The organism is Collimonas sp. OK607, assembly GCF_900111995.1.
GTDB lineage: Bacteria > Pseudomonadota > Gammaproteobacteria > Burkholderiales > Burkholderiaceae_D > Collimonas.
Genome location: NZ_FOKF01000012.1, coordinates 93,203 through 115,555 on the forward strand (window position 1 = coordinate 93,203; position 22,353 = coordinate 115,555).

The 22,353-nt window shown below is 54.6% G+C and carries 19 protein-coding genes and 1 pseudogene; 19 read left to right on the forward strand and 1 reads right to left on the reverse strand.

The window, feature by feature from the left end:
• Positions 1–4 precede the first annotated feature (4 nt).
• From BM029_RS10775 to BM029_RS10860, 17 genes are all read left to right on the forward strand, one after another.
• Positions 5–988 carry a thiamine pyrophosphate-dependent dehydrogenase E1 component subunit alpha gene (locus BM029_RS10775; RefSeq protein WP_092435835.1) on the forward strand — a complete coding sequence of 328 codons (984 nt, stop codon included), beginning with the start codon at positions 5–7 and terminating at the stop codon, positions 986–988.
• Positions 981–1,952, forward strand: coding sequence for an alpha-ketoacid dehydrogenase subunit beta (locus BM029_RS10780; RefSeq protein WP_092435838.1), 972 nt, complete (start codon positions 981–983; stop codon positions 1,950–1,952). The genes BM029_RS10775 and BM029_RS10780 overlap by 8 nt, the downstream gene beginning before the upstream one ends.
• A gap of 58 nt (positions 1,953–2,010) precedes the next feature.
• On the forward strand, positions 2,011–2,802 hold the full coding sequence (locus BM029_RS10785) for an enoyl-CoA hydratase/isomerase family protein (RefSeq protein ID WP_092435840.1): 792 nt from the start codon (positions 2,011–2,013) through the stop codon (positions 2,800–2,802).
• 3 nt (positions 2,803–2,805) lie between these two features.
• Positions 2,806–4,083, forward strand: coding sequence for a dihydrolipoamide acetyltransferase family protein (locus tag BM029_RS10790; protein WP_092435842.1), 1,278 nt, complete (start codon positions 2,806–2,808; stop codon positions 4,081–4,083).
• Positions 4,084–4,087: 4 nt separating this feature from the next.
• Positions 4,088–5,260: an acyl-CoA dehydrogenase family protein gene (locus tag BM029_RS10795; RefSeq protein ID WP_092435845.1), complete on the forward strand. Its 1,173-nt coding sequence runs from the start codon at positions 4,088–4,090 to the stop codon at positions 5,258–5,260.
• Positions 5,261–5,295: 35 nt separating this feature from the next.
• Positions 5,296–6,795, forward strand: coding sequence for an AMP-binding protein (locus BM029_RS10800; protein WP_092435847.1), 1,500 nt, complete (start codon positions 5,296–5,298; stop codon positions 6,793–6,795).
• A 17-nt stretch (positions 6,796–6,812) separates the two neighbouring features.
• A complete protein-coding gene (gene lpdA / locus BM029_RS10805; RefSeq protein ID WP_092435849.1) occupies positions 6,813–8,246 on the forward strand; it encodes a dihydrolipoyl dehydrogenase in 1,434 nt (477 codons plus the stop codon).
• A 21-nt stretch (positions 8,247–8,267) separates the two neighbouring features.
• Positions 8,268–8,996 (forward strand): TetR/AcrR family transcriptional regulator, encoded by a 729-nt coding sequence (locus tag BM029_RS10810; protein WP_092435850.1) that lies wholly within the window; start codon positions 8,268–8,270, stop codon positions 8,994–8,996.
• A gap of 40 nt (positions 8,997–9,036) precedes the next feature.
• The gene (locus BM029_RS10815; RefSeq protein WP_092435852.1) at positions 9,037–9,789 is read left to right on the forward strand and encodes an electron transfer flavoprotein subunit beta/FixA family protein; all 753 of its coding nucleotides are present in this window, start codon (positions 9,037–9,039) and stop codon (positions 9,787–9,789) included.
• 19 nt (positions 9,790–9,808) lie between these two features.
• Positions 9,809–10,747 (forward strand): electron transfer flavoprotein subunit alpha/FixB family protein, encoded by a 939-nt coding sequence (locus BM029_RS10820; protein WP_092435854.1) that lies wholly within the window; start codon positions 9,809–9,811, stop codon positions 10,745–10,747.
• Between the two features lie 1,451 nt (positions 10,748–12,198).
• Entirely contained in the window at positions 12,199–13,506 is a 1,308-nt protein-coding gene (locus tag BM029_RS10830; RefSeq protein ID WP_092435857.1) for an ABC transporter substrate-binding protein, read from the forward strand.
• 85 nt (positions 13,507–13,591) lie between these two features.
• Positions 13,592–14,452 carry a carbohydrate ABC transporter permease gene (locus BM029_RS10835; RefSeq protein ID WP_092435859.1) on the forward strand — a complete coding sequence of 287 codons (861 nt, stop codon included), beginning with the start codon at positions 13,592–13,594 and terminating at the stop codon, positions 14,450–14,452.
• 57 nt (positions 14,453–14,509) lie between these two features.
• Positions 14,510–15,337 carry a carbohydrate ABC transporter permease gene (locus tag BM029_RS10840; RefSeq protein WP_092435885.1) on the forward strand — a complete coding sequence of 276 codons (828 nt, stop codon included), beginning with the start codon at positions 14,510–14,512 and terminating at the stop codon, positions 15,335–15,337.
• Between the two features lie 36 nt (positions 15,338–15,373).
• The gene (locus BM029_RS10845) at positions 15,374–16,411 is read left to right on the forward strand and encodes an ABC transporter ATP-binding protein (protein WP_092435860.1); all 1,038 of its coding nucleotides are present in this window, start codon (positions 15,374–15,376) and stop codon (positions 16,409–16,411) included.
• A complete protein-coding gene (gene dalD, locus BM029_RS10850) occupies positions 16,395–17,816 on the forward strand; it encodes a D-arabinitol 4-dehydrogenase (protein WP_170851048.1) in 1,422 nt (473 codons plus the stop codon). Before BM029_RS10845 ends, dalD begins: the two co-directional genes overlap by 17 nt.
• Positions 17,816–18,607 carry an L-iditol 2-dehydrogenase gene (locus tag BM029_RS10855; RefSeq protein ID WP_092435862.1) on the forward strand — a complete coding sequence of 264 codons (792 nt, stop codon included), beginning with the start codon at positions 17,816–17,818 and terminating at the stop codon, positions 18,605–18,607. The genes dalD and BM029_RS10855 overlap by 1 nt, the downstream gene beginning before the upstream one ends.
• A gap of 36 nt (positions 18,608–18,643) precedes the next feature.
• Positions 18,644–19,528, forward strand: a complete 885-nt coding sequence (locus BM029_RS10860; RefSeq protein WP_092435864.1) for an AraC family transcriptional regulator — start codon at positions 18,644–18,646, stop codon at positions 19,526–19,528.
• 670 nt (positions 19,529–20,198) lie between these two features.
• On the opposite strand, the pseudogene BM029_RS10865 reads toward BM029_RS10860, so the two are convergent.
• Positions 20,199–20,810 (reverse strand): annotated as a pseudogene (locus BM029_RS10865) (IS66 family transposase); the annotation flags it as partial.
• A 156-nt stretch (positions 20,811–20,966) separates the two neighbouring features.
• On the opposite strand from BM029_RS10865, the gene BM029_RS26090 reads away from it, so the two are divergent.
• Positions 20,967–22,073 carry an amidase family protein gene (locus tag BM029_RS26090; protein WP_211482465.1) on the forward strand — a complete coding sequence of 369 codons (1,107 nt, stop codon included), beginning with the start codon at positions 20,967–20,969 and terminating at the stop codon, positions 22,071–22,073.
• Positions 22,070–22,270: a transposase gene (locus tag BM029_RS10875; RefSeq protein ID WP_244545004.1), complete on the forward strand. Its 201-nt coding sequence runs from the start codon at positions 22,070–22,072 to the stop codon at positions 22,268–22,270. The genes BM029_RS26090 and BM029_RS10875 overlap by 4 nt, the downstream gene beginning before the upstream one ends.
• Positions 22,271–22,353: the final 83 nt, after the last annotated feature.

The window sequence follows — 22,353 nt, forward strand, 5'->3', positions numbered from 1 at the left end:
CACAATGACAAAACGTATCAAACAAGACGGACTGTTGCAGCGCTATCGCACCATGCGCCTGATCCGCACGGTCGAGACGCAGCTGTCACGACTATTCGCGGACAGTGAAGTGCCGGGTTTCATCCACCTGAGCATCGGCCAGGAAGCGATTGCAGCCGGTGTCATGGCGGCGCTCGACGAGAGGGATTCGATGGCCACCAATCATCGCGGCCATGGCCACGTGCTGGCACGTGGAATCGATCTCGATATGTTCTTCATGGAAATCATGGGCAAGGCCGGCGGTATCTGCGGCGGACGCGGAGGTTCCATGCATGTGGCCGACATGGCGCTGGGCATTATCGGCGCCAACGGTATCGTCGGCGCCGGCATCCCGATTGCACTGGGCAGCGCGATCGCGCATTCGGTGCGCAAGACCGGTGGCGTGGCGGTCGTGTTCTTCGGCGACGGCGCGATGGCGGAAGGGGTATTGCACGAAAGCCTGAACATGGCTTCACTATGGAAACTGCCGATTCTGTTCGTGTGCGAAAACAATGGCTGGTCGGAATTCTCGCCGACCAAGGACCAGTTCGCCGCCGAGCTAGGCAAGCTGGCGCAGGCGTTCAAGCTGGAGCACGTTCTGGTGGACGGCAACGATGTCGAAGCGGTCGCAGCGGCCGCACAGAAGGCGGCGACGCTAGCCCGAGCCGGGCAGCCGCAGGTACTCGAATGCAAAACACATCGTGTGCGCGGCCATTACGAAGGCGACCCACAAAAGTACCGTCCGCAGGATGAAGTGGCAGCGACCGGTGATGTCGATCCGCTCAAACGTGCTGAACAGCTTCTTCTCAAAGGCGGACTCGGCGGGACCGGGCTGCAGCAAGTCATTGATGAAATCGAACAACGTGTGGCTGCATCAATTGAAATCGCCAGGGCCGCGCCGCAACCGGATTTCGAACTGGCGCTGCAAGATGTTTATACCGTAGCAGAGAAGGAGTTGCAGCATGTCTGAGTTACGTTTTGCCCAAGCCGTCAATCTGGCGTTGACCGATGCGATGCGCAGCGATGACAGCGTGATCGTGCTGGGCGAGGATGTTGCCGCTGCCGGTGGCTCCTTTAAAGCTACCCGCGGCCTGGTCGAGCAATTCGGCGCTGCACGCGTTCGCGATACCCCGATTTCCGAATCGAGCATCGTATCGGCCGCCGTTGGCGCCGCCATGGGCGGTCTCAAGCCGGTGGTGGAAATCATGTTCATGGACTTCATCACATTGGCCATGGATGCATTGGTCAATCAGGCAGCCAAGGCGCGTTTCATGTTCGGTGGCCGTAGTCATGTGCCGATGGTATTGCGCACCCCGCATGGCGGCGGCTTGAGCGCCGGCCCGCAACATTCGCAATGTCTGGAGGCATGGCTGGCTCATGTTCCGGGCTTGAAAGTGGTGTGCCCGTCGACACCGCAGGACGCCTATTCACTGCTGCGCGCCGCCATCGACGATCCCGATCCGGTGATCTTCGTCGAGCACAAAGGCATGTACGGCAAGAAAGGCGAAGTCGACCCGAACCAGCGCGCAACCATTGGCAGCGCCCGCATCGCGCGTGCCGGCACAGATGTCAGCATTGTTACTTACGGCTCGACGGTCGATCACGCATTGGCGGCGGCAGCGCAGCTGGAGAGTGATGGCATCAGTGTCGAAGTGCTTGACCTGCGCTCGATTCAGCCCTGGGATCAGGCTGCCGTGCTGGCCTCGGTGGCACGCACGCATCGGGTGGTGGTGGCGCATGAAGCGGTACAAGCGTTCGGCGTCGGCGCCGAGATTGCCGCCTGGATTGCAGAGCATGGCTTTGATGAACTGGATGCGCCAGTCGTGCGGGTGGCGGCGCCATTCATGCCGGTACCGTTTTCCAGCGCATTGGAACAACACTACATGGTTACCCCGGCGCGACTGGTGGCGGCGGTACAGAAGACGCTGGCCTGAGCGCATCAGCTCGGCGCCGCAGTTTAGCTATTCAACTTAGTCTGGAACGGATACTCACATGACCCTGCATACCGACAACATATTGACTGAAATAAAACAACGTATCGGCATCATCACCATCAATCGGCCGCACCAGCTCAACGCCCTTGATGTCGCCACGCTGGAACAAATGGAACAGGCATTGACCACGCTGGAAGGCGATCCCGGCGTGCACGTGATCATGATCACCGGCGCCGGCGACAAGGCCTTTGTAGCCGGTGGCGATATCGTCGATCTCAACAGCCGTCAGGGGCTGGCGCACTACAACGAATTCGCCGAAGTGATACATCGCGTGTTCCGTCGTTTTGAAAACAGCGATAAGCCGACCATCGGCGTGATCAACGGCTGGGCGCTTGGTGGCGGCACTGAATTGCTGCTGACACTGGACATTCGCCTGATTGCCGAAGAGGCGCGTATTGGCTTGCCGGAAATCACACTTGGCCTGTTTCCCGGCGCCGGCGGCACACAGCGCGTGATTCGCCAGATGCCACTGTGCCGGGCCAAGGAACTGATGTTTACCGGCGATCAGATCACGGCGCAGGAAGCGGTGGCGCTGGGCTTATGCAATCACAGTGTGCCGCGTGCCGCTCTGATGGATGAGGCCTTGGCAATGGCAGCCCGGATTGCAGACAAATCGCCGCTGGTGCTGAAACTGCTCAAGCGCAATTTGCGGCACGGCGCCGAAATGCCGCTGGGCGCAGCGCTGGCGCATGAACAGGCGATGATCGGACTAGTGCTCGATACCCGTGATGCGCATGAAGGTTGCCGCGCGTTTCTGGAAAAACGCAAAGCCGATTTCAAAGGAGCCTGAGCGATGACCAATGCATTGCTCATGCCCAAACTCGGCCTGACCATGACCGAAGGGTTTTTGGCAGAATGGAACGTCAAGCCGGGCCAGGCGTTCAAGGCCGGCGACAGCCTGTTCGTGGTGGAAACCGACAAAGTCGCCACCGAAATGCCAGCCGAAGCCGATGGCGTGCTGGACAGCATAGCAGTAGAAACCGGAGCTACCGTGGCCGTCGGCGTGATCGTCGGTTATTGGCGCAGCACCGGCGTTGCTGCCGATGCATCCGCAGCAACGCCGCCACAGACGAAATCTGTTGCGATCATTGAAGCTAACCCGGCAACGAGTGCAGGCATTGCCGGGGCGCAGCCGCAGCTATCACAGCCAATCGTGGCGGTACCGTCGACCGCAGGCCGGATCATATCGACTCCGCTGGCGCGCCGCATCGCGGCTGAACGCGGCATCGCTATCGCCAGCGTTACGGGATCAGGACCACGTGGCCGCATCAAAGCCGGCGATATACCGGCGCAGGCCAGCGCACCGAAGCCAGTGGTGGCCCCCGCAGTTGCAAGCGCAGTGGCCGGTCGCGATATGGGAATCGGCAGCAGCCCGGATTCGATCCAGCAGACTACCGCGCGGCGCCTGACCGAAGTTAAACAACAAGTGCCGCATTTCTATCTGGCGGTCGATGTCGAGATTGATGCCTTGCTGCAGTTGCGCAAAGAACTCAACGCATTGCAACAGTTGGCATCGCGCCCACCATTCACGCTCAATCACTTTGTGCTGGCGGCAGTCGGGCGTGCGTTGGCAGATTTGCCGCAAGCGAACCGAATCTGGGCCGATGGCAAGATCGTCAGTTTCCGCAGCACCGACGTTGGTGTTGCCGTCAATACCGACCGTGGTTTGCTGGTGCCGGTGCTGCGCGATGCCGGTCGCCAAAGTCTGGATCAGCTCGGCGTGCAGGCGCGGCGGCTGGTTGATGGCGCCCGTAACGGCAAGCTGACGCTGGCCGACACTGGCGGCGGCGCTGTCACGGTATCGAATGCCGGCATGCATCAGGTGCGTTACATGACACCCATCATCAATCCTGGCCAGGCCATGATCCTCGGCGTCGGCGCTATTGGCAGCGTGTTTCGTCCCGATGCCGAAGGGCGGCCGTCGCTACGGCAAGAAATGGGGCTGGTGCTGGCGGCCGACCATCGCATTCTGGATGGCGTATCCGGTCTTACTTTTCTTAGTCGCGTCACTGCTTATCTGGCGCAACCGATGACGCTACTGGTCGGTGTTCCACATTCCAACGGAGAATAAAAAAATGGATTTTTCTTTATCAGACGAACAGCAGATGATGGTCGAAACCGCACGTCGTATCGGCACCGAATTCGGCGTCGAATATTGGCGTGAACAAGATGCTGCCAAGGCCTTCCCGCATGCCATCTGGAAGGCCATCTGCGATGCCGGTCTGTGCGGCGTGGCATTGCCGGAACAATATGGCGGCAGTGGTCTCGGCATGTTCGACATGGCGCTCATTGTCGAGGCACTGTCGGAAGCTGGCGGCGGGGCCACTTTGGGCCAGTTGTTCATGGTCAACCCGATTTTCGGCGGCGTTTCGGTCTCCCGTTTCGGTTCCGAAATGCAAAAAAGCGAATGGCTGCCGCAAATCATTGCCGGCAAGATGCATTGCTGCATGGCGCTGACAGAACCGGACGCCGGCAGCAATACGCTGGAGATCCGTACTTTCGCGACTCCCGACGTCGATGGCTGGCGCCTCAACGGTCAGAAGATCTGGATCACGGCGGTACCGACTTCGCACAAAATGTTGGTGGTTGCGCGGACGCTCAAACAGGACCAGATCAAGCGCCGCACTGAGGGCATCAGCATGTTCATGATCGACACCGACCGCGCCGGCATCAGCCATACGGCCATCGACAAACTGGGCACCCATACCTTGCCGTCGAGTTCTGTATTTTTCGATAACGTCCGAATCAAGCCAGACGAACTGCTCGGCACCCTGGATCATGGCTGGAATGAACTGCTGGATGTCCTTAATACCGAACGCATCGTGACTACCGCCGGTCTGGTGGGGGCGGGCAGGCTGGCGATCAATCTTGCGGTGGAGTATGGCAATCAGCGTAAGGTATTCGGCGGCAAACCGATCAGCTCCTACCAGGGACTGCAGTTTCCGCTGGCGCAGGCGTATGCCGAACTGGAGTGCGCACGTCTCATGAACCGTCGCGCAGCAACCTTTTGCGACGAGGGCAAACCGTACGGCAGCGACGCCAATATTGCCAAGCTGATCGCCGCGCAAGCCGCAGCCGACGCCACCGAACGTTCCATGCAAACCATGGGCGGCATGGGATATTCCAAGGAATTCCACGTTGAACGGCTGTGGCGCGACGCGCGCTTGTTCCGGTTTGCGCCGGTGGCAGAAGAGATGGTGCTCAATTTCATTGCCATTCATGATCTTGGCATGCCAAAGTCATATTAATAAAAAAATAATAATTCGGAGACGAAGACATTGTCATGGTTAATCTAAGCGCCCATATTCTGTATCACGCCAGCCGTACGCCGGATCGGCTGGCGATCATTTACGAGCGGCAACGCGTCAGCTATGCCGATCTGGCTGATCGGGTATTGCGCATGGCGGGCTGGTTACAGGCGCGCGGCGTAGCGCCTGATCAGGTCGTGGCCGTGGCGATGAAAAACAGTGCGGCTTTCATCGAGATTGCGTTGGCCGTCAGTCATATCGGGGCCATTTTTCTGCCGATCAATTTCCGCCTGTCCGCCGGAGAAATCGAATACATCGCCGACAATGCCGAAGCTGTACTGTTATTCGCCGACGAAGAATATGCCGCGGTTGTTGCGAGAATATCGTCGGTAGTGCTGGTCGATGCGGCGACACAGAGCGATAGCCGTGTCCTGTCGCAGGATGCTGCTGCATCGCCGATGGCGATACGCCGCCCGGAAAATCTTTTCCGCCTGATGTATACCTCGGGAACGACCGATCGTCCCAAGGGCGTGATGCATACCTATGACAACTACTACTGGAAATCGCTGGATCACATCGCGGCGCTGTCCCTGACCGCCGAGGAGCGTTTGCTGGTGGTAGGGCCACTGTATCACGTGGGCGCTTTCGACCTGCCCGGCACGACGGTGCTCCACCTCGGCGGCATGATACTGATCCAGCGCAATTTCGATGAGGCGGAGGTTTTTGCCGCCATCGAGACGGAGCGGCTTACCGGCGCATGGTTCGCACCGGTAATGGTAGGGCGTTTGCTGGCGCACGAAAAATCTGACGACTACGATCTGAGTAGTTTTCGGTGGGCGATCGGCGGTGGCGAGAAAACTCCCGAAAAACGCATCCTGGCGTTCGGCGAACTGTTCCGTAGCGGCCGTTATGTTGATGCCTATGGACTGACAGAAACCTGCAGCGGCGACACCATGATGGAAGCCGGCCGCGAAATGGAAAAAATCGGTTCGACCGGGCGGGCCATGCCGCATGTGGCTATCCGCATCTGTGACGATAACGGCAACCCGGTGGTCATTGGTGAGGATGGGGAAATCTGCCTGCGCGGCCCCAAAGTCACCCGCGGATACTGGAAGGAAGAAACTAAGACGCGCCAAAGCTTCTTCGGCGACTGGTTCCGCACCGGCGACGTTGGCCATCTGGACGAAGAAGGATTTCTTTACCTGACAGATCGCAAGAAGGACATGATCATCAGCGGCGGTGAAAATGTTGCCTCGTCAGAAGTCGAGCGCGTGATTTTCATGCTACCGGAAGTTGCCGACGTTGCCGTCATCGGTTTGCCTGATCCGAGCTGGGGAGAGTGCGTGGCGGCAGTCGTGGTGTTGCAAAGTGGGCGCAACCTGGATCTGCCGACGTTAGCAGCGTTCTGCCGTACGCACATGGCCAGCTTCAAAGTGCCTAAACATCTGATCCTGCGCGAGCTGCTGCCGCGCAACCCGAGCGGCAAGATTCTCAAACGCGTCTTGCGCGATGAGCTGGCCACCACCGCAACATGACAAGTAAGGAAAACAACATGAGTTTGAGTACGCAACTGGCTGGGCAGTTTGATCTGATCGTGCTGGGCGGTGGGCCGGGTGGCTATGTCGCCGCGATTCGGGCTGCACAATTGGGATTGAAGACGGCGCTGGTCGAGCGTGAGCACCTGGGCGGCATATGTCTCAACTGGGGGTGCATTCCGACCAAGGCATTGTTACACACGGCGAGCGTGTACCGTCAAATGCAGCATGCAGAGGACTTGGGCCTGCGCGCCAGCGGCGTGTCGTTCGATTTCAAGCGCGTGATCGGACGTTCGCGCGAGGTTGCTGCGCGCCTCAATACAGGCATTGGTCATCTGCTGAAGAAAAACAAGGTTCAGGTTTTCATGGGACAGGGGCGTCTTCTTTCGGCCGGCGTACTGGAGGTCAGCCAAGTCGATTCGTCGGGTGTCGCCGGTGGTAAACCGTTGATGCTGCATGCATCTCATATCATTCTGGCGACGGGAGCGAGAGCACGCGATCTGCCGGGCATGGCCACCGACGGCGATCGCATCTGGAATTACCGGCATGCGTTAGCTGCTGATACGCTCCCCGAATCTTTGCTGGTCGTAGGCGGTGGCGCTATAGGTATGGAATTTGCCAGTTTCTATAGCCACATGGGCAGCAAGGTGACGGTAATTGAGGCAAAAGATAGAATTCTGCCGATTGAGGACGAGGATATTTCCGCCTTTGTGCAAAAGGCGTTTGAAGGGCAGGGCGTGCGCATCTTGAATACCGCCTCAATGACTAAGCTGACGTCGCATGCGAATGGGGTTCAGGTATTATTGCAACACGACAAAGAGGATATCGAGATTGATGTTGAGCGGGTATTGCTGTCGGTCGGTATTGTCGGTAACACTGATGGATTGAATCTCGCAGATGTTGGCGTGAAGGTGGAATCAGGGCATATCGTTACCGACGCCTGGGGTTTTACCGGTGTTCCGGGGCTGTATGCCATCGGCGATGTTGCCGGCGGTCCGTGGCTCGCGCACAAAGCCAGTCACGAAGCTGTGGTCTGTGTCGAACGTATTGCAGGGCATGGAAGTGCCCATCCATTGCAGGCGACGCAGATTCCGTCTTGCACATATTGCCATCCGCAAGTCGCCAGCATTGGTCTGACGGAAGCGCAAGCCAAACTTCGTGGCGGAAAGCTGCGGATAGGGCGGTTTCCGTTCGTAGCAAACGGCAAGGCGATTGCGTTGGGAGAAGCAAACGGCTTTGTCAAAACCGTGTTTGACGATGCAACCGGTGAATTGTTGGGAGCGCATATGTGTGGTCCGGACGTCACCGAACTGATTCATGGCTTTGGCATTGCCCGTACACTGGAAGCGACAGAAGCGGAATTGATGGAAACGGTGTTTCCGCATCCAACCTTATCGGAAGCAATGCATGAAGCGGTATTGGCCTCTTATGACCGTCCTTTGCATTTTTGAATAAACTAATCGTGAATAATAATGGAAACAAAAAAAAAGCCAGGCCGTAAATCAACCGTTAGCGCCCCTGGTCCGGACCAGACGCCGGAACATTGGCGAACGGGTCGCAACCGCATCGAAAAATCAGAATTGATTCGCAATGCCTTATTGCAGGCAGCTGCCGAAGTAGTGGGCGAGCTAGGCTATGCGGAAGCATCGATTACGCGCATCACGCAAAAGGCCGGTGTAGCGCAAGGTACTTTCTACAATTATTTTGAAACTCGCCAGGATATTCTGGACGAGCTGCTGCCCGCCTTGGGCGCCAAGATGCAGCGGCATGTCAAAGATTGCGCATTGGGTGGGCATAATTTTGCGGAGCTGGAAGAGCGCGGGTTTCTTGGATTCTTTTCTTTCCTCGAGCAAGAACCGCATTTTTTTCGCATCCTCAACGAAGCCGAAAGTTTCGCTCCGGTTGGTCATAAATCTCATTTCGATTCTGTAGTCAAACAATACACGCATTTTTTGCAGCATTCGCAAAAAGCGGGCGAGTTCTCCAATTACGAATCCAAGGAATTTGAGGTCATCGTATTCATGCTGATGGCCGCACGTAGCTATCTCGCGATGCGCTACTTCTATGACGACACAAAGAAGCCTGGCTTACCTGCGTGGGTCACGGAGACGTACATGAAATTTGTCCGCTATGGACTGGAAGGCGTTCCGCAAAGCGGTGAAGCCAAGCCGTCCGCAGGCAAAAAGAAAACGCGCAGCTGAGGCCTGTTTCCAATTTCCTTTTTTTCCGAATGAGACTGACATGAAAGTATTAGTCCCCGTCAAGCGGGTAGTAGATTACAACGTCAAAGTACGCGTCAAATCCGACGGTAGCGGTGTGGACACCTCCAACGTCAAGATGTCAATGAATCCATTTGACGAAATTGCGGTGGAAGAAGCCACGCGCCTGAAAGAGGGCGGCAAGGTGACGGAAGTGATCGCGATTTCCTGCGGCGTCGCGCAATGTCAGGAAACCCTGCGCACCGCGATGGCGATTGGCGCTGACCGCGGCGTGCTGGTCGATACCGGCGAAACCGATCTGCAACCGCTAGCGGTGGCCAAGTTGTTGAAAGCCGTGGCTGACAAAGAGCAACCGCAGCTGATCATCCTGGGTAAGCAAGCGATCGACGACGATTGCAACCAGACCGGGCAGATGCTGGCTGCGCTGCTGGGCTGGCCACAAGCCACCTTTGCATCCAAGGTTGTGCTGGAAGACGGCAAGGTTACCGTTACGCGTGAAGTCGACGGCGGCCTGGAAACCATCGCCCTGACACTGCCAGCCATCATCACCACCGATTTGCGCCTGAACGAGCCGCGCTACGTGACGTTGCCGAACATCATGAAGGCCAAGAAGAAAACCTTGGACGTGTTCAAGCCGGCCGATCTGGGTGTCGACGTTACGCCGCGCCTGAAGACGCTGAAAGTGGTTGAGCCAGCCAAGCGCAGTGCGGGCATCAATGTACCGGACGTGGCGACGCTGGTAGCGAAGCTGAAGAATGAAGCCAAAGTAATCTAAGAGAGACTGGGGAAAACACATGACCGCACTCGTCATCGCAGAACACGACAATGCCAGTATCAAGGGCAGCACACTGAACACCGTTACCGCAGCTGCGCAAGCAGGCGGCGACGTCCACATCCTGGTTGCAGGCCACAATGCCAAGGCTGCCGCCGAAGCAGCTGCCCAGATCGCAGGTGTGTCGAAAGTCTTGCTGGCCGACGCACCGCAATTCGCCGACGGACTCGCCGAGAACGTTGCAGAACAAGCGCTGGCTATTGCCAAGGACTACAGCCACATCCTGGCACCGGCAACCGCTTACGGCAAGAACATCCTGCCGCGCGTGGCCGCTAGGCTGGATGTGGCGCAGATTTCGGAAATCACCAAGGTCGACGGCGCCGATACGTTCGAGCGTCCGATCTATGCCGGCAATGCCATCGCTACGGTGCAATCGACCGACCGCATCAAGGTCATCACCGTGCGTACCACTGGTTTTGACGCTGCAGCGACCGGTGGCAGCGCAGTGGTCGAATCGCTGACCGCTGTGGCAGATTCCGGTAAGTCCAGCTTCGTCTCGCGCGAAGTGGCCAAGTCGGATCGTCCTGAACTGACGGCTGCGAAGATCATCGTCTCCGGCGGCCGCGGGATGGGTTCGTCCGAAAGCTTCAAAATTCTGGAGCCGCTGGCAGACAAGCTCAACGCCGCCATGGGCGCATCGCGTGCTGCTGTCGACGCCGGCTATGTGCCGAACGACTGGCAGGTCGGTCAGACCGGCAAGATCGTTGCGCCACAGTTGTACATCGCGGTCGGTATCTCCGGTGCGATCCAGCATTTGGCCGGCATGAAGGATTCCAAGGTGATCGTGGCGATCAACAAGGATGAAGAAGCGCCGATCTTCTCGGTAGCTGACTACGGCATCGTCGGCGACTTGTTCGAAGTCGTCCCAGAGCTGGTCAGACAACTGGGAGGGGCGGCGTAGCCCGCTGCGAAGGGGGAGATTTCATTTCCAAGAGAGTGTTTGATACCCAGTTACAGCACAGTCGTGTCTATTATGGATCGCATGAAAGAGAAGTGATTGCGGTGACCTTGCTGCGTGCAACATTCATGCAATTCATCCTGGATAAGTTAAAAACACTGAACGCTTTGCTTTGATTGACGGAGCGATTAAGTTCTATCTGGTCGTAGTGCAGTCTTGTAGTAGTTTTCCCTTTAGATGGATTGATCCGAGGAGATCTTGGCATGTTCGTAGTCAATGCAATTGGATGGTTTATGTCAGGAGTATTTCTTGTTAACGTGCTGCCCCATTTAATTCGAGGCATATCTGGAGACAGATTTCCGTCTCCCTTCTCTAAGCCGCACGGAAAGAAACTTTCCCATCCAACATTAAACGTAGTATGGGCGTTCATAAATTTGTCAATTTTTTTGACGATTTTCTATTTTAATCATTTCTCATTTACGGAAATTTACGGTTTAGTTATGTTGATCGGTGGATTTACTATGGCAATCTATCTTTCTAGATATTTTGCAGAGAAAGACAAAGAATAGAATGTAAAAAAGGGAATCACATAGTCGCCCCACAGGCAATTTTAATGATTGTGCGACTGTTTGTTAGACCGACTCCAAGCCAGTCTCAAATCGATTTGGGCGTAAAGTTAGCGCCCCTGTTCTACGAGTCGGCGCGCAGTTATCAACTTTATTGGCCAGGTACTGGCGAACTCCGATGTGATCAGGATTGTGTCTTGATCTGGCGCAATGGTATGGAGCAATCTTCTTCAGATTCGATGCCCATTCGATATGTCTCTTTTATCGACTTAAAAAAGTCAGCCACAAATTAGTATTATTATTTTCGATAAAATAATGAAGTCCGCCCTACAACGCGCTCTGCAAGCGGTTTAGATTCTCGAGTAAATTTGGCGAGGTTCATTTTCGTCAGTAAAAAAAGCCGGAACCAATAGTAATCTATAAATGCTTGGACTCGTTGCCAAGCCAAGTAGCCCATACCTTATTTACTGCCACATTGTCCCTTTCAGCGGTTCGGTAGCCAACCAACGTAATGTCCGTCAATGACCATCGCCTTCAACGCCTGAGCCATATTGCAGCGCTCGAGCTCGTTTATACACTTAACTGCCAATTATTCGGCTTTACGTAAAAGCCTTGCGGGCCCTGACGCCGCTGCGGACTACGGGTTACAAAATCGACTTATGCTCAAATCTGGCGGCATCTTATACATGCGTCACATCTCTTCCTACGTCTTCTCCAACACCGCCAGCACCTTAATAACATCGATTAAACCTCTATCAGCCTTTGCCTGATATTAATAGTCGCAAAATAGTATTGGAGTTTGATTTCGTAGTATTAGAGGGTATCGAAAGCGACTGCTAATATGATTTCAGCAGCACAAAAAAATTAAATTAAACGGAGACAATCAGTATGAAACTCATCGCTAAAAGCGCGTTGTGCCTTGGCATATTCGCCGCAACTAATGCGTTAGCCGCCACCGACCTGGTAGTTGCCACCGTCAATAATGGCCATATGATCGAGATGGCGAAACTTGGCAAGTTCTTCGAAAAAGACAATCCCGATATCAAGCTGAAATGGGTCACTTTGGAAGAGGCGGTCTTGCGTCAGCGCGTCACGACCGATATCGCAACCGGAAGCGGCCAGTTCGATGTGATGACGATCGGCATGTATGAAGCACCGATCTGGGGCAAGAAAGACTGGCTGATTGCGCTGAAACCGGATGCCGCTTACGACGTTGACGACCTCCTGCCGTCTATCCGTGCCGGTTTATCCGTTGGCGATAAATTATATGCAGCGCCATTTTATGGCGAAAGCTCGATGATCATGTACCGTTCCGACTTGGTGAAGAAGGCCGGGATGACGATTGAAGACCGTCCGACATGGGAGCATATCCGCGACGTCGCCGCGAAAATCCATGATCCGGCAAATGGCGTCTATGGCATTTGTTTGCGCGGCAAGCCAGGCTGGGGCGATAACATGGCTTTTATCACCACCATGGCCAATTCGTTCGGCGCGCAATGGTTTGATATGACATGGAAGCCGCAACTGACAAGTCAGCCCTGGAAGAATGCCGTCAATTTTTACGTCGATCTGTTGAAAAAATATGGACCTCCAGGCTCTTCTTCGAACAGCTTTAATGAAATCCTGGCGTTATTCAATCAGGGAAAATGCGGTATCTGGATCGACGCCACTATCGCTGCGTCGTTCATAACCGACCCGAAACAGAGCAAAGTCGCTGACAAAGTGGCTTTTGCACAATCGCCCATTGCGACCACCGACCGTGGTGCCAACTGGCTATGGGCATGGTCTCTGGCAATCCCGAAAAGTTCGAAGAACGTAGACGCGGCACAAAAATTCATCCGCTGGGCAACCTCGAAGGAATATATCGCCCTGGTTGCAAAAGAATCCGGCTGGAATAACGTACCGACCGGCACCCGCAAATCCACCTATGCCAATCCGGAGTTCCAGAAGGTCGCTAAATTTGCGGCTGCCGAACAAAAGGCGATTTACTCTGCCGATCCGAATAACAGCACGCTGCCAAAGTCACCTTATGTCGGCATACAGTTTGCCGCGATTCCTGAATTCCAGTCGATCGGCGCAGCGACGGGGCAACAGCTGAGCGCGGCCTTGCTGGGTAAGCAAACAGTGGAAAAAGCGCTGGAAGTGTCGCAGCAGGCAGCCGATCGCGAAATGCGCAAGAGCGGTTACTACAAATAATCCCGACCAAAGGATTGTTCCGATTGACCGCAAGGAGCAGGCCATCTATTCCTGACCTGCCTCCTGCTTACTTACGAGATACACCATGAAACGACTCACATCACGGCTGCTGCTCACGCCTGCGGTGGCGACATTGTTCGTCTGGATGATCGTCCCGCTCGTGATGACGATCTATTTTTCCCTGTTGCGTTATAACCTGCTGGAGCCGGGCGCGCATGCTTTTTCCGGGCTCGATAATTACCGTTACTTCTTTACCGACGATGCCTTTGCCCCTGCGGTGAAAAATACGCTGGTGCTGCTATTTTCAGTGATGGGGATCACAGTTGTGGTTGGCATTGCTCTGGCTTTGCTGATTAACGAACCATTCCCCGGCCGCGCCTTCGTCCGCGTGTTACTGATTTCGCCATTCTTCGTGATGCCGGCTGTGAACGCGCTGATGTGGAAAAACATGATGATGAACCCGATCTACGGGCTGCTAGCGCAACTCAGTCACTTCCTTGGTTTTGCACCGATTGACTGGTTGTCGGAATATCCGCTTTTCTCCATCATTCTGATGATCGCCTGGCAGTGGCTGCCGTTTGCCTGCCTGATTTTCATGACGGCATTGCAATCTATGGACCGTGAACAATTGGAAGCGGCACGCATGGATGGTGCGAATTACATGCAGCAACTGCGTTATTTGTATATCCCGCATCTCGGACGTTCGATTGCCGTTGTGATCATGATCGAGATGATTTTCCTGCTGTCGGTTTTCGCCGAAATATTCACGACGACCGGTGGTGGTCCAGGTTTCGAGACGACCAATGTCGCTTTCATGATCTTCAGGCAGGCATTGTCCAGTTTTGATGTTGGTGTCGCTTCGGCTGGTGGTTTGTTTGCGGTATTGCTGGCGAATATCGCAGCCATTTTCTTCATTCGCCTAATCGGCAAGAACTTAGAGAAATAGGAATCCAACATGCACGCAATGACGAATGCGGAAACGCTGCCTGCAGCGCCGACCATAATGCACACCAGAGCGTATAAGCTGGCCCTGCTGTGCCGCTCGGGACTGGCATGGCTGTTGGCTCTACTGCTGTTTTTTCCGATCTTCTGGCTGGGGCTGACCGCGTTCAAGACCGAGCTGCAGGCAATCGCAGTACCGGCGCAACTGTTCTTCACGCCGACGCTGGATAACTTTATCGAAGTCCAGGCGCGCAGCAATTACCTGCTGTATGCGATGAATTCGATCATCACCAGCGTCGCATCCACTTTGATCGGCCTGCTGATCGCCGCACCTGCCGCGTATTCGATGGCGTTCTCCCCGACTAAGCGCTCCAAGGACATCCTGATGTGGATGTTGTCGACCAAGATGATGCCGGCGGTCGGTGCGCTGGTGCCGATTTACGTGCTGTACCAGCAATTCGGGCTGCTCGATACCAGATGGGGATTATCCGTGATTTTCACGCTGTCGAACCTGCCGATCATGGTCTGGATGCTGTACTCCTATTTCAAGGAAATCCCGCGCGAGATTCTTGAAGCGGCACGTATGGATGGCGCCGGCATCTTCAAGGAGTTCCGCTATGTCGTCTTGCCATTGGGTCTGGGCGGCATGGCATCGACCGCCTTGTTGTGCTTGGTGCTGTCCTGGAATGAGTCATTCTGGTCGCTCAATCTCGGCGCTGCGAACGCGGGCACACTGGCCTCGCTAATCGCCTCATATTCCAGTCCCGAAGGGCTGTTCTGGTCCAAGCTCTCCGCCGCTTCGCTGATGGCGATTGCGCCGATCATCGTATTCGGCTGGTTCTGCCAGAAACAATTAGTACAAGGGCTGACTTTCGGCGCAGTCAAATAAGCGGTTCTATTTAAAAAATTCAGAGGACACACGATCATGGCTTTCCTGACATTAAACAAGATCGAGAAATATTTCGAAACGCACCGCGCCATCAAAGGCATCAACCTCGAGATAAAAAAGGGCGAATTCATCGTATTCGTCGGCCCTTCCGGCTGCGGCAAATCGACCTTGCTGCGCCTGATAGCCGGTCTCGAACCAGTGAATGGCGGCAGCCTCACGCTGGACGGCAAAGACATCACCAATTTACCGTCCTCCAAACGCGACCTGGCGATGGTGTTTCAGTCATATGCCTTGTATCCGCACATGACAGTGTTCGAGAACATGTCGTTCGCCTTAAAACTGGCCGGGGTTGATAAAGGAGTGATTCGCGAGAAGGTCAACAAGGCCGCCGGCATCCTAAACCTGACCGAATACCTGGAGCGCACGCCGAAAGCCTTGTCTGGAGGCCAGCGGCAGCGGGTAGCGATCGGTCGCGCAATCGTGCGCGCGCCGAAAGTATTCTTGTTCGATGAACCCTTATCCAATCTTGATGCCGCCTTGCGCGGACAAACTCGCATCGAAATCGCCCGTCTGCACAGAGAATTGGGCGCCACCACGATTTATGTTACGCATGACCAGGTTGAGGCGATGACACTGGCTGATCGCGTCGTTGTCCTGCGCGACGGCAATATCGAGCAGGTAGGTTCGCCGCTAGAATTGTATGACCGGCCTGCCAATCAATTCGTCGCGCAATTCATCGGCACGCCGAGCATGAATATATTGCCGCTCTCTGGCCTGCCGCGCTCGCCGCAAGCCGGCCTGACTTTGCCTGCTGGCGGTTTCATCGGTATCCGCCCCGAATACGTTGAACTGGGCAGTGCGTCCGCCGGCGGTTATACCGCCACAGTGGACGTGGTGGAAGCACTCGGTGCCGAAACGCTGATCTATTCGACGATGGAAAACGGTTTGCAGGTCGTCGCACGGCGCAACGAACGCACTGTGCTACATCGGGGCGACCGCATTAGCCTGCTGCTAAACCAGCAGCACATGCATATTTTCGACCAGGCGGGCAAAGTATATGCAGCCGCGCACTGAACTCAGCCTTATGTCACACACAAATCCGGTATCGACGAAGCTGATACTGCATCTCGGCGTTGGCGCATTCCATCGCGCGCATCAAGCGTGGTATCTGAATCGCCTGATCGACAGCGGTGAAACAAGATGGGCGCTTGCCGCGGGCAATATTCGGCCCGACATGACTCAGCTGTTGCACGATCTGGATACCCAGGGTGGGGAGTACACACTGGAGACCATCACGCCAGCGGGAGCCTTTACCTATGAACGGATCCGTTCGATCACCGACATTCTGCCATGGTCATCCGACTTGCATGCGGTGGTTGCGCTGGGTCGGCGGCCAAATACCAGGATCATCTCCTTCACGGTGACGGAAGCGGGGTATTACCTCGATCAGCATCAACAGCTGGATTTGTCCTATGCAGATTTGCGTTCGGATCTGGAACAAGGTAGCAAACTGACGATTTACGGCGCGATTTGCAGCATACTTCGCGGCCGCCGTGACGATGATGCGGGTCCGGTGACCTTGCTGTGCTGCGACAATATACGCAGCAACGGCGATCATTTCAGAATTGGCCTGCGCGATTTTCTGACCCGTCGCGGCGAAATTGACTTGCTCGCCTGGGTACAGGCCAACACCACATATCCGAACGGGATGGTCGATCGCATCACCCCAAGGCCGCCGGTCGAGGCGAAAGGCCGTGTACAAGCGGTCTTAGATATCACGGATGAATGTGTCGTGATGGCCGAGGATTTCAGCCAATGGGTGATTGAAGATCATTTCTGCAATGGTCGGCCGCCATGGGAAAAGGTGAACGTGGAGATGGTGTCGTCAGTTTTTCCTTACGAAGAAGCAAAGATTCGTATCCTGAATGCTAGCCATAGTTGCATCGCTTGGGCTGGTGCGATACGCGGTTTCGATTATATTCACGAAGCATTGGCAGACCAGACAATCGGGCAGATGGCAAGGGCATATGTCTCTCAGGATGTGATTCCCTGCCTGTCGCCAAGTCCGGTCGATTTGGCGCGCTATTGCGATACGGTTCTAGACCGTTTCAGTAATCCGTACATCAAAGACACCATCGAACGCGTTGCCGCCGACGGCTTTACCAAAATACCGGGCTTTATTGCGCCGACAATTGCCGATCGGATCGCGAATCAGCAACCGTTTGCGTGCACCGCCATGCTGCCGGCACTGTTCCTGATTTTTCTGCAGTACCGCGCGGCGGGGATTATTCCGTTCACCTATAAGGATCAGGCCATGGATGAAGCCGCTGTCAATGACATCCTCGGCGCATCCGATGTTGTACATGCTTTTTGCGGCAATCCCACTCTGTGGGGGCCGCTTGCAGGTAATCAGACGCTTGAGGCGGGTATCCGCCAAGCGTATCTTTCACTTCAACAATGGTTAAAAGGAAATTCATAATGGCAAGCGTTACTCGTCTTCAGGACAAACACGCAATATTGACAGGCGCAGGTGGTGGTATCGGATTGGCCGTTGCAGCGGCATATCTGAATGAAGGGGCGCGTTGTACGGTGGCAGATTTGTCTCCCGAACCGTCGGCAGAAATCAGGTTATTGATGTCTCGCTATCCAGCCACGTTGATTTATGTCGCTACGGATGTGACGCAATCAGCTTCTGTGGCGCAGATGGTCGAACGCGCCAGCCAGGCATTCGGACCAGTGGATGTATTGTTCAACAATGCCGCCGTGTTTGATATGGCACCGCTGCTGGAATCGGATGAGGCGATGTATCAGCGCCTGTTCGATGTGAATGTCAAAGGGATGTTCTTTACCATGCAAAAAGTTCTCGCGCAGATGGTCAGTCAAGGGACGCGCGGCACGGTGATAAACATGGCATCGCAGGCCGGACGTCGGGGTGAAGCACTGGTATCGCACTATTGCGCGACCAAGGCCGCCGTCATTAGCTATACCCAATCGGCGGCGCTTGCGATGGCGCCGTCCGGCATCCGTGTGAACGCGATTGCGCCCGGCGTGGTCGACACGCCGATGTGGGGCCATGTCGATGCCCTATTCGCACGCTACGAGGGGTTGAAGCCAGGGGAAAAGAAAGTGGCGGTAGGTCATGCGGTGCCGCTTGGCCGCATGGGACATCCTGACGAAATCGCCGGTGCGGCCATCTTCCTTGCAAGTACGGAGTCTGCCTACATCACGGCCCAGACGTTGAATGTGGATGGTGGTAATGTAATGAGTTGAACCAGAGTAATCGCTTGATTCCAAAAGGAGTGAACATTGGTTACGAAACTCCAATCCCGGCCCCCAGAGCTTGAATTCCTCGAATTCAGTGAATTTCTACGTTTTTTGGAGCATGGGGTGCCGGATCCGTTAATCCGCTGGCATTACCACGATGCTTACGAATTGCATTTCATTATCAAAAGTAGTGGGAAGCTGTTTGTTGGCGACTATATAGGGGAGTTTTCACCAGGCAACCTGGTGTTGACGGGGCCACGTTTACCGCATAACTGGATTTCTACCGACGTTCCCAAGGAGGGTATTCCAACGCGCGACATGGCAATACAGTTTGGACATGCGCCGTTGGAGCTAATCGCTAAATATATTCCGGAATTACGTGAAATCATGCCGCTGCTGGAACGGGCAAAGTATGGAATTGAATTCTTCAACATGAGCGACCAGGTAGAGCAGTATTTTTATCAGATAAGGAATGCAAAAGACGTGAATCGATTTGCGGAATTCCTGAAGCTGCTTGGATTTTTGGCGAAAAGTCATACGTATCGTCTTTTGTCTAGCGCTCAAATGCAATCGTTTGATGATGATGCATCCATGGCAAAAATCAATACAGTGTTCAATTACATTACCGAAAACTACCGCACGCCGATCTCAGCTGAAATATTGGCGGCCCGATTGGGTATGTCGCAGACAAAATTCTCACGCTTTTTTCGCAAAGCAACCGGGAATAGCTTCACTGATTTCGTGAATCAACTCCGCATTAACAAAGCTTGTCAGTTGTTAATGAATACAGATCAGTATGTGACGAACATCTGCTATGAAGTCGGGTTCAATAATGTGGCGAATTTCAATCGCCGTTTTCTGGAAATGAAAGGGATCACACCGAAAAAATTCAGAGCGCAATCAGAGGGTAGATTCGGTAGTGACTGATAGGTAATCCTCGAACAAATTTTGAAGTCGAAACTCTATATCAAATCGACCCGATAGCACATGTGATTGCCGCGGAAAACGCACAAGCGTCTACGCAGATATCTGGAATGAACACGTCACGACGGGTGTTAACGGTTACGCAGTTGGCATAAGCCATACGTTTTAAATGGAATAGATATCAGCCAATGGTACGACGTCCTTCGCTCCTTCCTGAACAACGGGATGGAACATTGGTTAGGTTAGAACCTTAACTGGCCGGCGAAACAGTCTAAATTTTTAGATATAGCATACTGATCCAACTGCCACGTCATCGGCGGTGGATATTCCATTGGAAGCGGACAGCATGCTGATCTACCACGCTCATCTTGCCGGCACGGCATGGGCAAGTGAGGCGAATATGAAGTTCATCTCCCGTGTATTGATCAACGTCATTTGAATGCAGACGAGCTGCAAAAAAAATTGCAGAGAGGGGAATTGAGTCAAGCGAGGTTCGCTTGACTCATCGTGGTGGTGCTAATTGCAGTTGCGCCAATTTCAGCGCCGCTAATGCAGCCAGCCGCACCGGCCGCTGTGCCAATGGCGCCGCATGTTCTTTTAGCGTAGTCGTGGGTGTTGAATAAGCACCTCGTCTGCACCGTCGTTGACAGTCTGTCCAAGGTGCGATTGAATTTCAGCCGGCCGTTAGTTTAAGGCGGTCGGCGACGTTCCAAGGCAGGAGTTCATCGACGCGATTGACTGGATGGTCAGCGATGTAGGCGAACACGTGGCGCAAATAAGCTTCGGGATCGATGCCGTTCATGCGTGCACTGCCGATGAGGCTGTACATGGCTGCGGCAAGTTCTCCGCCACTGTCGGATCCCAGAAACAAGTAATTTCTGCGGCCCAGGCAGCGTCCGCGCAATGCATTCTCTGCGATGTTGTTGTCGATTTCGGCAGTGCCATCGTCGCAATAATAGATCAGTGCCTGCCACTGGTTGAGCAGATATTTGATGGCTTTGGTCGTGTCCGATTGAGTCGATAGCGTGAGCAATCGTTGACGCAACCAGATTTCCAGACTGTCGAGCAGCGGGCGTGATTGCGCTTGCCGTATTCGCTGACGTTGGTCTGGCGGCTGACCGCGGATCTGCGCTTCAATTGCATACAGTTCGCCGATCCGGCGCAGCGCCTCAGTCGTTGTCGGCGTCACCTTCTTGACATGCAAATCGTGTAGCTTGCGTCGGGCATGGGCCATGCAGGCGGCTTCACGAATCTGGCCATCGGCGAAGATTTTATCGTAGCCCGCATTATGTGTTGCAACACATAACGCCGGTTATGTTGTGCCGGAATTTATGTTGCGCCGCCAACCGGCCGCAGGGGAAATCGTTGGTATTCGCCAGCGATTGACATGACATAAATTTCGGCGCTTTCTGACCTCCCAACCATCGTTCGGAGGTCTGCCATGTCCAAGAAACCAATCCCTGCCAAGGTCGCAGGTAGTCGCCATCGCGAGGCGCCGTTTTTGCAGGAACGGGAGCGATATTTGCGCCACTGCGCGGAGTCGGGTGCGACATCTGGATCACTGTCGGTAAAACGAAATGAGCTCATCTGGATAGCTTGCTTTCTTCCCCCGACAGCGCCGCAAGGTGTCGATATCAATCAGCTACATGAACTCGTGCAGCAGCGCGCAGCGTTGCATACTGGCGTAACAATGGGGTACCGGATGATCGTAGTGGCCAGGCCATGGTTACGGTTTCTCGGTTGGTGGCGTGAGCCAATCATGGTTCTGCCGTTTCAAGGCCATCTCGACAGCTATATCAAATGGATGCGCGACGAACGAGGGTTCAGTCCATCCACAGTCGATCAGTGGCAAGGCAGGATAATGGTGGGCGTTTTTGCCCGAGAACATTTGGACACGCTTGTTTATCCGACCATCGGACAGAAGCCATCTTTCATCGGCGAACTGCAGGGCGGCTGGGAGAATTGCCAACTCAGTGCCACTACTGGTCTACCAGCGATGGCCCTACCCGTTGGATGGACAGCAGATGGTCTTTCTGTTGGACTGGAATTGCTTGGCGCGGAGTTCGCGGAGCCAACACTGCTGAACCTTGCGTACGGCTGGGAAAAGACCATGCGTCCACGCCGAGCACCATATACAACCCCGCCGTTAGTTGCTGGTAAAGCGCCTCGCTTGCAAACGTTAGATACAGTACACTTTGGGAAAAATGGTAATACGGCTGACGTTCATTTTACCTATGATGCCACGACTGGTCGGCTTGAATATCGGGCACGTACACACAATATTAAAGCAACTGACGTAATTGGAATTACTCTACAGCGCGGCGAACCGAATAAACCAGGTCCGATTATTTGGAATATATTGAAAATGGGCCAGACCTCATCTGAGGCATCAATGGTTTTACGTGGCAAGGATCGCGAAGATTTTGTCGCTGGTCAATTATTTGTGCAGTTATATACATCAGATGCTCCCTTGGGAGTTGCTGGACAGACGGTACGGATGTGCTCGATACCATGCAGACCCGAATCGACAACAGCCGCGACAAGATGAAACTCAGGCGATGCACGGTGGAGCATGTGTTTGGAACCGTGAAGTCTTGGATGGGATCAGGGCACTTCACGATGAAGGGACTGGCTCACGTTGGCACCGAAATCAGCTTGCACATACTGGCCTACAACATGCGCCGCGTCATGGCCATTCTTGGGATCACTGACATGATGAAGGCTATGAAGATCATAGGGGCGTAAGGCCCATTTTTAGCGCAGCCAACTCGTCCCCCATGCCTTCAGAGACGATTTACAAGCGTCATAAGTGGATATTGGCTGCAAAG